This window comes from Pseudomonas frederiksbergensis (assembly GCF_003732275.1).
Classification (GTDB): domain Bacteria; phylum Pseudomonadota; class Gammaproteobacteria; order Pseudomonadales; family Pseudomonadaceae; genus Aquipseudomonas; species Aquipseudomonas frederiksbergensis_H.
In genome coordinates this window covers 23,918-37,228 of the sequence record NZ_MOBM01000044.1, presented here as the reverse complement: position 1 = coordinate 37,228, position 13,311 = coordinate 23,918, and the positions used below count along the sequence as shown (strand labels likewise).

Below are 13,311 nucleotides of genomic sequence, written 5' to 3'. Positions count from 1 at the left end.
TTTGTCGGACAAGAAATCTGCAAATCATCCCTGCCATCCTGCTGAATCGCATCAGTAACGCCGGTAACACCCCACGCGTAACAATGCGGTAACACACACAATTGACTTCCCGGGTTCTCCTCACGACTATAGGCGTCCCGCTGCCGCCAACGCGGCGCCAAAGGGCGCAATCCAGGCCTTACAAGCACCACGAAAGAAGGTGCGCCTGTATAAATGACGAATCACGCGCGTTACTCGCAGTAGTTTCCATAGCGCCTGTAATGAGGATTTTTTTCATGCCAGCCATCACCCTGACCACGCTCCAGAGCCTCAAGCAGAAAGGTGAAAAGATCACCATGCTGACCTGCTATGACGCGACCTTCGCCCATGCCTGCAATGAGGCCGGGGTTGAAGTGCTGCTGGTGGGCGACTCCCTCGGCATGGTCTTGCAAGGTCACGACAGTACTCTGCCGGTGACCACCGCTGAAATGGCCTACCATGTGGCGGCCGTCAAACGTGGCAACGCCGATGCCCTGATCCTCGCCGACCTGCCCTTCATGGCCTACGCCACCATCGAACAAACCATGACCAACAGCGCCCTGTTGATGCAGGCCGGTGCGCACATGGTCAAGGTTGAAGGGGCATTGTGGCTCGCGGACTCGATCCGTCTGCTGGCCGAACGTGGTATCCCGGTGTGCGCGCACATGGGGCTGACACCGCAATCGGTCAACATCCTCGGCGGCTATAAAGTCCAGGGCCGCAACGAGAACCAGGCGCGGCAAATGCGTGCCGATGCCATCTCCCTGGAACAGGCCGGCGCAGCCATGCTGTTGCTCGAATGCGTGCCCAGCGAACTGGCCGAAGAAATCACCCAGGCGGTGAAGATCCCGGTAATCGGCATCGGCGCCGGCAGTGGCACCGACGGCCAGGTACTGGTCCTGCACGACATGCTTGGCTTGTCCATTACCGGCCGCGTGCCAAAATTCGTGAAGAACTTCATGACTGGCCAAACCAGCATTCAAGCCGCCTTGAGCGCTTACGTCACTGAAGTCAAAGCGGCGACTTTCCCTGGCATCGAACACGGATTCTCTGCATGAACACCGTAAAAACCGTACGCGAACTGCGGGCCGCCGTGGCCCGTGCCCGTAGCGAAGGCAAGCGCATCGGCTTCGTGCCGACCATGGGTAACCTGCACAGCGGGCATATCGCGCTGATTACCAAAGCTACTCAACGGGTGGATTTCGTGGTCGCGAGCATTTTCGTCAACCCGCTGCAGTTCGGCGCCGGTGAAGACCTCGACAAGTACCCGCGAACCCTGGCCGCCGATCAGGAGAAACTGCTCCAGGCCGGTTGCCATCTACTGTTCGCACCGACCGTCGAAGAAATGTACCCCGACGGCATGGCCGGCCAGACCCGCGTCAGCGTTCCGCAACTGTCCGAAGGCCTGTGCGGCGCCAGCCGTCCAGGGCATTTCGAAGGCGTGGCGACGGTGGTCAGCAAGCTGTTCAACATGGTCCAGCCGGACTTGGCGATCTTCGGCCAGAAAGACTTCCAGCAACTGGCGGTGATCCGCGCCCTGGTGCATGACCTGAACATGCCAATCCAGATCATCGGCGAACCCACCGTGCGTGCCGCCGACGGTCTGGCGCTGTCGTCGCGCAATGGTTTCCTCAGCGAAGAACAACGGGCCGTCGCGCCAGTGGTCTACCGCACCCTGACCCATATTGCCGATGCAATTAAACAGGGTCAGCGGGATTACCCGACGTTGATCAACGAGCAGATCAAACAGCTTGAAGCCGCCGGCCTGCGTGCGGACTATCTGGAAATTCGCCATGCGCTGACCTTGCGTCCGGCGACGGCGGAAGATCGGGATCTGGTGATTCTGGTGGCGGCGTTCCTGGGCACGACGCGGTTGATCGACAACCTGCATCTGAATCTCGACGCACCAGCCTGAGCACCGCAAAACCAATGTGGGAGCGAGCCTGCTCGCGATAAGGGAATGACATTCAACATCTGAGTTGACTGGCAGTCCGCCATCGCGAGCAGGCTCGCTCCCACATTGGATCTGCGACAGTTTTTACATCGTATTGCTGCCTCTAAAGCCTTCGGGCAAACTGCCCGTCGTTCGATTCCGACCTGGGGAAACACTCATGCACGCCATCATGCTCAAGGCCAAGCTGCATCGCGCCGAAGTCACCCACGCTGTACTCGATTACGAAGGCTCTTGCGCCATCGACGGCGAATGGCTGGACCTGTCCGGCATCCGTGAGTACGAACAGATCCAGATCTACAACGTCGACAACGGCGAACGCTTCACCACCTACGCGATTCGTGGCGAAGAAGGTTCGCGCATGATTTCGGTCAACGGTGCCGCGGCGCACAAGGCCAAGGTCGGCGACCGCGTGATCATCTGCGCCTATGCCCATTACAGCGAAGCCGAGCTGCTCAACTTCAAACCGCGCATGCTCTACATGGCGCCGGGTAACGAGTTGAGCCACACCAGCAATGCGATTCCGGTTCAGGTCGCCTGATTGAGCCTCTCCTCCTGTCAGCCTTCCGTTTGTCGGACCGCTCCCGGTTTAAATGTTAAAAAAGTACCGGGAGCAGGTCAGACAAAGTCAAGACAGATTGCAGCGCGAGGTTTACTGTATTCGCCCTGCGCCATGAAATCGTGTCGACGCAGTTGACCGGACGCCCACCCACAGCGCTCCGGGATTTTTAGTGTTCAAAAGGCCGTTCAAGTAAAAAGGAAAACCGCAGCGATGGCGTACTACCGCACTCCTCACGACGTTACCGCTCTGCCCGCCTGGCAAGCGCTGAATGACCACCGCCAAGCCATGCAGGATTTCAGCATGCGCGAAGCCTTTAATGCCGATCCGCAGCGTTTTACTCAATTCACCCTCAGTAGTTGCGGCCTGTTTCTCGACTACTCGAAGAACCTGATCAACGCCGAGACCCGCAATCTGCTGGTAGGCCTGGCCAACGAAGTCGACCTCAAGGGCGCGATCAAAGCGCTGTTCGATGGCGAAATCGTCAACTCTTCCGAAGGGCGCCCGGCCCTGCACACCGCACTGCGCCGCCCGGTGGGCGACAAGCTGTCGGTCAACGGCGTCAACGTGATGCCCGATGTACACAAGGTGCTGAACCAGATCACCGACCTCGTGGGCCGCATCCACGATGGTTTGTGGCGCGGTTACACCGAGAAGCCGATCACTGACGTGGTGAACATCGGCATCGGTGGCTCATTCCTCGGCCCTGAGCTGGTGTCCGAAGCGCTGCTGTCCTACGCCCAGAAAGGCGTGCGCTGCCATTACCTGGCGAACATCGACGGCAGTGAATTCCACGAACTGACCATGAAGCTGCGCGCCGAGACCACGCTGTTCATCGTCTCGTCGAAATCCTTCAACACCCTCGAAACCCTGAAAAACGCCCAGGCCGCACGTGCCTGGTATCTGGCTCAGGGTGGTTCGGAAGCCGAGCTGTACCGTCACTTCATCGCCGTTTCCAGCAACAACGCGGCAGCGGTAGCGTTCGGTATTCGCGAAGAAAACATCTTCCCGATGTGGGACTGGGTCGGCGGGCGTTACTCGCTGTGGTCGGCTATCGGTTTGCCGATTGCATTGGCTATCGGCATGTCGAACTTCAAGGAGCTGCTGTCCGGTGCCTACACCATGGACCAGCACTTCCAGAGCGCGCCATTCGAACAGAACATGCCGGTGCTGCTGGCGTTGCTCGGCGTCTGGTACGGCAACTTCTGGGGCGCGCAGAGTCACGCGATCCTGCCGTACGACCACTACCTGCGCAACATCACCAAACACTTGCAACAGCTGGACATGGAATCCAACGGCAAGAGCGTGCGCCAGGACGGCACGCCAGTGTCCACCGATACCGGCCCGGTGATCTGGGGCGGCGTCGGCTGCAACGGTCAGCACGCCTATCACCAGTTGCTGCACCAAGGCACCCAGTTGATTCCGGCTGACTTTATCGTGCCGATCGTCAGCTTCAACCCGGTGTCCGACCACCACCAGTGGCTGTACGCCAACTGCCTGTCGCAAAGCCAGGCACTGATGCTGGGCAAGACCCGCGCCGAGGCCGAAGCCGAGCTGCGTGACAAAGGCATGAGCGAGGACGAAGTGCAGAAGCTGGCGGCACACAAGGTGATCCCGGGCAACCGTCCGAGCAACACCCTGGTGGTCGAACGCATCAGCCCGCGTCGTCTTGGCGCACTGGTGGCGCTGTACGAACACAAAGTCTTCGTGCAAAGCGTGGTCTGGGGCATCAATGCCTTCGACCAGTGGGGCGTGGAACTGGGTAAAGAGCTGGGCAAAGGCGTCTACAACCGCCTGGTCGGCAGCGAAGAAACCCCGGCCGACGATGCCTCCACCCAAGGCCTGATCAACTACTTCCGCGGTCGTCACCGCGGGTGATTTGAGACTCTTTCCCACAGGTCATCACTGACCCTGTGGGAGCGGGCTTGCTCGCGAAAGCGGTGTATCAGTCGACACCAATGTTGAATGACAAACCGCTTTCGCGAGNNCTCGCGAAAGCGGTTTGTCATTCAACATTGGTGTCGACTGATACACCGCTTTCGCGAGCAAGCCCGCTCCCACAGGGTCAGTGATGACCTGTGGGAAAGAGTCTCAAATCACCCGCGGTGACGACCGCGGAAGTAGTTGATCAGGCCTTGGGTGGAGGCATCGTCGGCCGGGGTTTCTTCGCTGCCGACCAGGCGGTTGTAGACGCCTTTGCCCAGCTCTTTACCCAGTTCCACGCCCCACTGGTCGAAGGCATTGATGCCCCAGACCACGCTTTGCACGAAGACTTTGTGTTCGTACAGCGCCACCAGTGCGCCAAGACGACGCGGGCTGATGCGTTCGACCACCAGGGTGTTGCTCGGACGGTTGCCCGGGATCACCTTGTGTGCCGCCAGCTTCTGCACTTCGTCCTCGCTCATGCCTTTGTCACGCAGCTCGGCTTCGGCCTCGGCGCGGGTCTTGCCCAGCATCAGTGCCTGGCTTTGCGACAGGCAGTTGGCGTACAGCCACTGGTGGTGGTCGGACACCGGGTTGAAGCTGACGATCGGCACGATAAAGTCAGCCGGAATCAACTGGGTGCCTTGGTGCAGCAACTGGTGATAGGCGTGCTGACCGTTGCAGCCGACGCCGCCCCAGATCACCGGGCCGGTATCGGTGGACACTGGCGTGCCGTCCTGGCGCACGCTCTTGCCGTTGGATTCCATGTCCAGCTGTTGCAAGTGTTTGGTGATGTTGCGCAGGTAGTGGTCGTACGGCAGGATCGCGTGACTCTGCGCGCCCCAGAAGTTGCCGTACCAGACGCCGAGCAACGCCAGCAGCACCGGCATGTTCTGTTCGAATGGCGCGCTCTGGAAGTGCTGGTCCATGGTGTAGGCACCGGACAGCAGCTCCTTGAAGTTCGACATGCCGATAGCCAATGCAATCGGCAAACCGATAGCCGACCACAGCGAGTAACGCCCGCCGACCCAGTCCCACATCGGGAAGATGTTTTCTTCGCGAATACCGAACGCTACCGCTGCCGCGTTGTTGCTGGAAACGGCGATGAAGTGACGGTACAGCTCGGCTTCCGAACCACCCTGAGCCAGATACCAGGCACGTGCGGCCTGGGCGTTTTTCAGGGTTTCGAGGGTGTTGAAGGATTTCGACGAGACGATGAACAGCGTGGTCTCGGCGCGCAGCTTCATGGTCAGTTCGTGGAATTCACTGCCGTCGATGTTCGCCAGGTAATGGCAGCGCACGCCTTTCTGGGCGTAGGACAGCAGCGCTTCGGACACCAGCTCAGGGCCGAGGAATGAGCCACCGATGCCGATGTTCACCACGTCAGTGATCGGCTTCTCGGTGTAACCGCGCCACAAACCATCGTGGATGCGGCCCACGAGGTCGGTGATCTGGTTCAGCACCTTGTGTACATCGGGCATCACGTTGACGCCGTTGACCGACAGCTTGTCGCCCACCGGGCGGCGCAGTGCGGTGTGCAGGGCCGGGCGCCCTTCGGAAGAGTTGACGATTTCGCCATCGAACAGCGCTTTGATCGCGCCCTTGAGGTCGACTTCGTTGGCCAGGCCTACCAGCAGATTGCGGGTCTCGGCGTTGATCAGGTTCTTCGAGTAGTCGAGAAACAGGCCGCAACTACTGAGGGTGAATTGAGTAAAACGCTGCGGATCGGCATTAAAGGCTTCGCGCATGCTGAAATCCTGCATGGCTTGGCGGTGGTCATTCAGCGCTTGCCAGGCGGGCAGAGCGGTAACGTCGTGAGGAGTGCGGTAGTACGCCATCGCTGCGGTTTTCCTTTTTACTTGAACGGCCTTTTGAACACTAAAAATCCCGGAGCGCTGTGGGTGGGCGTCCGGTCAACTGCGTCGACACGATTTCATGGCGCAGGGCGAATACAGTAAACCTCGCGCTGCAATCTGTCTTGACTTTGTCTGACCTGCTCCCGGTACTTTTTTAACATTTAAACCGGGAGCGGTCCGACAAACGGAAGGCTGACAGGAGGAGAGGCTCAATCAGGCGACCTGAACCGGAATCGCATTGCTGGTGTGGCTCAACTCGTTACCCGGCGCCATGTAGAGCATGCGCGGTTTGAAGTTGAGCAGCTCGGCTTCGCTGTAATGGGCATAGGCGCAGATGATCACGCGGTCGCCGACCTTGGCCTTGTGCGCCGCGGCACCGTTGACCGAAATCATGCGCGAACCTTCTTCGCCACGAATCGCGTAGGTGGTGAAGCGTTCGCCGTTGTCGACGTTGTAGATCTGGATCTGTTCGTACTCACGGATGCCGGACAGGTCCAGCCATTCGCCGTCGATGGCGCAAGAGCCTTCGTAATCGAGTACAGCGTGGGTGACTTCGGCGCGATGCAGCTTGGCCTTGAGCATGATGGCGTGCATGAGTGTTTCCCCAGGTCGGAATCGAACGACGGGCAGTTTGCCCGAAGGCTTTAGAGGCAGCAATACGATGTAAAAACTGTCGCAGATCCAATGTGGGAGCGAGCCTGCTCGCGATGGCGGACTGCCAGTCAACTCAGATGTTGAATGTCATTCCCTTATCGCGAGCAGGCTCGCTCCCACATTGGTTTTGCGGTGCTCAGGCTGGTGCGTCGAGATTCAGATGCAGGTTGTCGATCAACCGCGTCGTGCCCAGGAACGCCGCCACCAGAATCACCAGATCCCGATCTTCCGCCGTCGCCGGACGCAAGGTCAGCGCATGGCGAATTTCCAGATAGTCCGCACGCAGGCCGGCGGCTTCAAGCTGTTTGATCTGCTCGTTGATCAACGTCGGGTAATCCCGCTGACCCTGTTTAATTGCATCGGCAATATGGGTCAGGGTGCGGTAGACCACTGGCGCGACGGCCCGTTGTTCTTCGCTGAGGAAACCATTGCGCGACGACAGCGCCAGACCGTCGGCGGCACGCACGGTGGGTTCGCCGATGATCTGGATTGGCATGTTCAGGTCATGCACCAGGGCGCGGATCACCGCCAGTTGCTGGAAGTCTTTCTGGCCGAAGATCGCCAAGTCCGGCTGGACCATGTTGAACAGCTTGCTGACCACCGTCGCCACGCCTTCGAAATGCCCTGGACGGCTGGCGCCGCACAGGCCTTCGGACAGTTGCGGAACGCTGACGCGGGTCTGGCCGGCCATGCCGTCGGGGTACATTTCTTCGACGGTCGGTGCGAACAGTAGATGGCAACCGGCCTGGAGCAGTTTCTCCTGATCGGCGGCCAGGGTTCGCGGGTACTTGTCGAGGTCTTCACCGGCGCCGAACTGCAGCGGGTTGACGAAAATGCTCGCGACCACGAAATCCACCCGTTGAGTAGCTTTGGTAATCAGCGCGATATGCCCGCTGTGCAGGTTACCCATGGTCGGCACGAAGCCGATGCGCTTGCCTTCGCTACGGGCACGGGCCACGGCGGCCCGCAGTTCGCGTACGGTTTTTACGGTGTTCATGCAGAGAATCCGTGTTCGATGCCAGGGAAAGTCGCCGCTTTGACTTCAGTGACGTAAGCGCTCAAGGCGGCTTGAATGCTGGTTTGGCCAGTCATGAAGTTCTTCACGAATTTTGGCACGCGGCCGGTAATGGACAAGCCAAGCATGTCGTGCAGGACCAGTACCTGGCCGTCGGTGCCACTGCCGGCGCCGATGCCGATTACCGGGATCTTCACCGCCTGGGTGATTTCTTCGGCCAGTTCGCTGGGCACGCATTCGAGCAACAGCATGGCTGCGCCGGCCTGTTCCAGGGAGATGGCATCGGCACGCATTTGCCGCGCCTGGTTCTCGTTGCGGCCCTGGACTTTATAGCCGCCGAGGATGTTGACCGATTGCGGTGTCAGCCCCATGTGCGCGCACACCGGGATACCACGTTCGGCCAGCAGACGGATCGAGTCCGCGAGCCACAATGCCCCTTCAACCTTGACCATGTGCGCACCGGCCTGCATCAACAGGGCGCTGTTGGTCATGGTTTGTTCGATGGTGGCGTAGGCCATGAAGGGCAGGTCGGCGAGGATCAGGGCATCGGCGTTGCCACGTTTGACGGCCGCCACATGGTAGGCCATTTCAGCGGTGGTCACCGGCAGAGTACTGTCGTGACCTTGCAAGACCATGCCGAGGGAGTCGCCCACCAGCAGCACTTCAACCCCGGCCTCATTGCAGGCATGGGCGAAGGTCGCGTCATAGCAGGTCAGCATGGTGATCTTTTCACCTTTCTGCTTGAGGCTCTGGAGCGTGGTCAGGGTGATGGCTGGCATGAAAAAAATCCTCATTACAGGCGCTATGGAAACTACTGCGAGTAACGCGCGTGATTCGTCATTTATACAGGCGCACCTTCTTTCGTGGTGCTTGTAAGGCCTGGATTGCGCCCTTTGGCGCCGCGTTGGCGGCAGCGGGACGCCTATAGTCGTGAGGAGAACCCGGGAAGTCAATTGTGTGTGTTACCGCATTGTTACGCGTGGGGTGTTACCGGCGTTACTGATGCGATTCAGCAGGATGGCAGGGATGATTTGCAGATTTCTTGTCCGACAAAAAACCAATGTGGGAGCGAGCCTGCTCGCGATAGCGGTCATTCAGTCAACATTGTTGAATGTCAGTCCGTTATCGCGAGCAGGCTCGCTCCCACAGGGGATATTTGTCAGGCGTGAGAAATGCGTTCCAGCCCGACGAACGGGCAGGCGGCGAGCAATGCTGTGAGGGTCCGGCCATCGGCCAGGCGCAGATCAGCCGGTGCCAGCTCGGCCAGCGGATAGAGCACAAAGGCCCGTTCCTGCAGGTGATAGTGGGGGACTTTGAGGCGAGGTTCGTCGATCAGTCGATCGCCAAATAGCACGATGTCCAGATCCAGCGTGCGCGGGCCCCAGCGTTCAAGGCGCTCGCGGCCTTGGCCATTCTCGATGGCTTGCAGCGCATCCAGCAGGTCCAGCGGCGCGAGGCTGCTGTCGAGCGCGGCGACCGCGTTGGTGTAACGTGGTTGGCCGGGTAGCAGCGAGTCGCTTTGATAAAACCCGGAAACCCCGATCAGTTCGGTCTGCGGCAATTGCGCCAGCGCTTCGACAGCGCTGCGCAACTGTTCGGCGGGGTCAGCCAGATTGCTGCCCATGCCGATGTAGATGCGTTCCATGACTTACTCGCCTGTAGCGCTCGGTGCGCCGGCAGCGCGCTTGCGCTTGGCGCCGCCGCTGCGGCGACGTTTGCGCGGAGCACCGGTACCTTCGTCCTTGCCGCTGAGGTCGCGGATCATGTCCCGGCGTTCGCTGTCGTTGGCGTCTTGATAGTCGGTCCACCATTCGCCCAGGCCATCGGTCTGCTCGCCGGCGCTTTCGCGCAGCAGCAGGAAGTCGTAACCGGCGCGGAACCGCGGGTTGTCCAGCAACAGGTCGGCGCGTTTGCCGCTGCGTCGTGGCAAACGCTCCTGCATGTCCCAGATCTCGCGAATCGGCATGGTGAAGCGTTTCGGAATGGCAATGCGCTGGCACTGTTCGGCGATCAATTCGTGAGCGGCTTCCTGCATCGCCGGAATCGGCGGCATGCCGCGCTCTTGCAGGCGCAACACGCGAGCCGGCAGGGCAGGCCAGAGCAGGGCGGCAAACAGGAATGCCGGGGTGACCGGCTTGTTCTGCTTGATTCGCAGGTCCGTGTTGATCAGCGCTTCACTGATCAGCGTGTGCGTGTAGGTCGGGTTGTACTCCAACGCTGCCGCACTGGCCGGGAACAGCGGATCGAACAACTGCAGGTCGACCAGCATTTCGAAGGTGTCCGCGGCATAGCCGGAGAGGAACAACTTGAGCACTTCTTCGAACAGACGAGCCGACGGGATCTCGCGCAGCAACGGCGCCAGTTCGCGGATCGGCGTGGCGCTGTGTTTTTCGATGCCGAAATTCAGCTTGGCGGCGAAACGCACGGCCCGCAGCATCCGCACCGGGTCTTCCTGGTAGCGTTGCTTCGGGTCGCCGATCAGGCGGATCAGATGATTGCGGATGTCGTGTACGCCGTTGGCGTAGTCGAGAATGCGCTCGCTGACCGGATCGTAATACAAGGCGTTGATGGTGAAGTCGCGACGTTGCGCGTCTTCTTCCAGGGTGCCGTAGACGTTGTCGCGCAGAATGCGCCCGCTTTCGTTACGAGACGATTGGTTGCTGTCTTCGTCTTCGTCGTTTTGCGGGTGGTTGGCGCGGAAGGTCGCGACTTCAATGATTTCGCGGCCAAAGTGGATATGCACCAGTTTGAAACGCCGACCGATGATCCGCGCATTGCGGAATTCGGCGCGTACCTGTTCAGGCGTGGCGCTGGTGGCGACGTCGAAATCTTTCGGCGTGATGCCGAGCAGCATGTCACGCACACAGCCGCCGACCAGGTAAGCCTGGTAACCGGCGTTCTGCAGGCGTTCGACGATATTCACCGCGTAACGGCTGAATTGTGCCTTTTGCAGCGAATGTTGGCCGCTGTTGAGCACTTCAGGCGTACTGCGAATGTGTTGCGTATGACGCTTGGGAGAACGGAATGACTGGAACAACTTCTTCAGCATGGGATGCACTGTTTGAAGGAATGTTCGGCCATAACGAAGAATGACCGCATGATGGGCGGGGATTCTAGCATTTAGTCGGGGGATGGTGTAGGAAGCTGCGCAAGCGTGTGAAGGGGATGTCTGGCATGGGGTTTTGTAGCAACTGCCGTGTGGCGAGGGGGCTTGCCCCCGTTCCAGTGCGCAGCACTGGCATGATTTCGGAAACGCTCAAGAGCTTGGGGCTGCTTCGCAACCCAACGGGGCGATGCGGCGTTCCGACAAGCCCCCTCGCCACAAGAAACCACAAGGGGAGCCGAAGCTCCCCAAGAAGTAGTTGCATGCTCTATTTTTATTATTGGTTTCGGGCTTCTTGTTTTTGTTGAGCGCCCTCGCCATGAAGTTTTCCTTCATGACCCTCCCAATCGGGAGCCAAGAGCAAACGGATTGCTTTGGTCGCTGTGTTGCTGTGATCGTTCGATCCAACCAGTTCAGGCACTGTCTCGGGACAGTTTTTATTGTTCTCGGCCTGGTCGTGGGGCAAGCCCCAAATGCAACGCCTCTCCAAAAGAATCAGTTAGCTACGCCTCTCGCCGTCTTGTTTTTATTGTGCGTGAGTCGATTCGTCTTATTTTTATTGTCTTGTACATTGCTTGTTATTGTTCTTGTACCAAACATATAGCAGGGTGCGTGCCAACTTTTGTGAGGCCCAGTAAAACAAGGGGTTAGGCGGACTGATGGTGTTTTTCGAGGCCCAAAAAAACCGGGGCTTCGTTACCGTAAGCCCCGGCTTCTGTTACGCGAAAAAGCTGAGGTAACAGTTTTTTCACAATGTCATGTGTTACCCGCACATCCGACAGGTGCGGTTCAGCTCTCGCTGGCCACCCCGGTCTTGCGCCGCGGAATGCCCAGGCGCTGACGGCGTTCCCACAGGCATTTGCGGCTGACCCCGAGTTTGCGGGCCAGTTCGGTTTCGGTCATGTGGTCTTGATGCTCGAGAACGAAATGCTGGAAGTAGTCTTCCAGGGACAAATCTTCGGTCGGTTCGTGGCTGGTGTTACCGGCGCCGTTGCCCTGCTGGGGCGCCAGGCCAATGAAGTCGTCGTCATCCAGATCGCTCAGTTCGATGTCGATGCCCAGCAGCTCGGCGGAAATCTCCGGGCTTTCGCACAGGATCACCGCGCGTTCGACCGCGTTTTCCAGTTCGCGAACGTTACCCGGCCAGGAGTAATGCCGAATCGCCTGTTCCGCGTCCAGGGCGAATTTCAGATCGGTGCGGTTGACCCGTGCGCTCTGCCGCGCGAGGAATGCAGTGGCAATTTCATTGACGTCCGCGCCGCGCTCACGAAGGGCCGGCAGCTTCAAGGCGATCACGTGAAGGCGGTAATACAAGTCTTCACGGAACTGGCCGATCTTCGCCAGGCTCTTGAGGTCCCGGTGGGTCGCGGCAATCAGGCGTACATCAACCTTCTGCGACTGTACCGAACCGACCCGGCGGATTTCCCCTTCCTGCAACACACGCAGCAGGCGGGCCTGGGCTTCCAGTGGCAGTTCACCGATTTCATCGAGGAACAAGGTGCCGCCGTCCGCCGCTTCCACCAACCCGGCACGCCCGGCGCTGGCGCCGGTGAACGCGCCTTTTTCGTGGCCGAACAGTTCGGACTCGATCAGGCTTTCCGGAATGGCCGCGCAGTTCACCGAGATCATCGGTGCCTTGGCGCGTTTGGACAGGTTGTGCAGGGCGCGTGCTACCAGTTCTTTACCGGTACCGGATTCACCCTGGATCAGGACATTGGAATCGGTCGGCGCGACTTTGCGGATCTTGCTGTACAGGTCTTGCATCGGCGGGCATGAGCCGATAATGCCGATCTCGCCGTTACTGTTGTCGACACCGTTTTTCGCGGCGCCATTGGTCGTTTTGCCGACGACCGGTTCACCGCTGACTTGCGCCGATTGCCGGTCACGCAGGATTCGCGCGACGGCCTGGAGCATTTCGTCGTGATCGAAAGGCTTGGCGATGTAATCCACCGCGCCCATCTTCATGGAGTCGACAGCCGAACGCAGGCTGGCGTAACTGGTCATGATCAGCACTGGAGTGCCCTGGCCAAGTTTGATCAACTCGGTACCGGGGGCGCCCGGCAGACGCAGGTCGCTGACGATCAGGTCAAATGTGGGGATGCTGAAACGCTCTTGTGCTTCCTGCACGGATCCGGCTTCGCTGACCTGGTACTGGTTACGTTCCAGCAGACGGCGCAAGGCGGAGCGGATAATTGTTTCGTCTTCGACGATCAAAATGTGCGGCATTGATTC

11 protein-coding genes are annotated in these 13,311 nt (G+C 59.4%); 4 read left to right on the top strand and 7 right to left on the bottom strand.

Annotated features, from left to right (window positions below):
• Nucleotides 1-275 precede the first annotated feature (275 nt).
• The 4 genes from panB (BK662_RS34350) to pgi (BK662_RS34365) all read left to right on the top strand — a co-directional run bounded on the left by panB (BK662_RS34350) (nt 276) and on the right by pgi (BK662_RS34365) (nt 4,406).
• Complete coding sequence (gene panB, locus BK662_RS34350) at nt 276-1,076, top strand: 3-methyl-2-oxobutanoate hydroxymethyltransferase (RefSeq protein ID WP_123361272.1); 801 nt, start codon at nt 276-278, stop codon at nt 1,074-1,076.
• A complete protein-coding gene (gene panC / locus BK662_RS34355; RefSeq protein ID WP_123361273.1) occupies nt 1,073-1,933 on the top strand; it encodes a pantoate--beta-alanine ligase in 861 nt (286 codons plus the stop codon). Before panB (BK662_RS34350) ends, panC (BK662_RS34355) begins: the two co-directional genes overlap by 4 nt.
• Before the next feature lie 196 nt (nt 1,934-2,129).
• Entirely contained in the window at nt 2,130-2,510 is a 381-nt protein-coding gene (gene panD, locus BK662_RS34360) for an aspartate 1-decarboxylase (RefSeq protein WP_003228271.1), read from the top strand.
• 231 nt (nt 2,511-2,741) lie between these two features.
• The gene (gene pgi / locus BK662_RS34365) at nt 2,742-4,406 is read left to right on the top strand and encodes a glucose-6-phosphate isomerase (RefSeq protein WP_038981528.1); all 1,665 of its coding nucleotides are present in this window, start codon (nt 2,742-2,744) and stop codon (nt 4,404-4,406) included.
• A 218-nt stretch (nt 4,407-4,624) separates the two neighbouring features.
• On the opposite strand, the gene pgi (BK662_RS34370) is transcribed toward pgi (BK662_RS34365), so the two are convergent.
• The 7 genes from pgi (BK662_RS34370) to BK662_RS34405 form a co-directional block, all read right to left on the bottom strand.
• The gene (gene pgi, locus BK662_RS34370) at nt 4,625-6,289 is read right to left on the bottom strand and encodes a glucose-6-phosphate isomerase (RefSeq protein WP_038981528.1); all 1,665 of its coding nucleotides are present in this window, start codon (nt 6,287-6,289) and stop codon (nt 4,625-4,627) included.
• Between the two features lie 231 nt (nt 6,290-6,520).
• Nucleotides 6,521-6,901, bottom strand: coding sequence for an aspartate 1-decarboxylase (gene panD, locus BK662_RS34375; RefSeq protein WP_003228271.1), 381 nt, complete (start codon nt 6,899-6,901; stop codon nt 6,521-6,523).
• A gap of 196 nt (nt 6,902-7,097) precedes the next feature.
• Nucleotides 7,098-7,958, bottom strand: coding sequence for a pantoate--beta-alanine ligase (panC, locus tag BK662_RS34380; protein ID WP_123361273.1), 861 nt, complete (start codon nt 7,956-7,958; stop codon nt 7,098-7,100).
• Nucleotides 7,955-8,755 carry a 3-methyl-2-oxobutanoate hydroxymethyltransferase gene (gene panB, locus BK662_RS34385; RefSeq protein ID WP_123361272.1) on the bottom strand — a complete coding sequence of 267 codons (801 nt, stop codon included), beginning with the start codon at nt 8,753-8,755 and terminating at the stop codon, nt 7,955-7,957. The genes panC (BK662_RS34380) and panB (BK662_RS34385) overlap by 4 nt, the downstream gene beginning before the upstream one ends.
• A gap of 380 nt (nt 8,756-9,135) precedes the next feature.
• On the bottom strand, nt 9,136-9,621 hold the full coding sequence (gene folK / locus BK662_RS34395) for a 2-amino-4-hydroxy-6-hydroxymethyldihydropteridine diphosphokinase (protein WP_123361270.1): 486 nt from the start codon (nt 9,619-9,621) through the stop codon (nt 9,136-9,138).
• Nucleotides 9,622-9,624: 3 nt separating this feature from the next.
• Complete coding sequence (locus BK662_RS34400) at nt 9,625-11,025, bottom strand: polynucleotide adenylyltransferase PcnB (RefSeq protein ID WP_123361269.1); 1,401 nt, start codon at nt 11,023-11,025, stop codon at nt 9,625-9,627.
• Between the two features lie 843 nt (nt 11,026-11,868).
• Nucleotides 11,869-13,305 carry a sigma-54-dependent transcriptional regulator gene (locus BK662_RS34405; protein WP_123361268.1) on the bottom strand — a complete coding sequence of 479 codons (1,437 nt, stop codon included), beginning with the start codon at nt 13,303-13,305 and terminating at the stop codon, nt 11,869-11,871.
• Between the last annotated feature and the right edge of the window lie 6 nt (nt 13,306-13,311).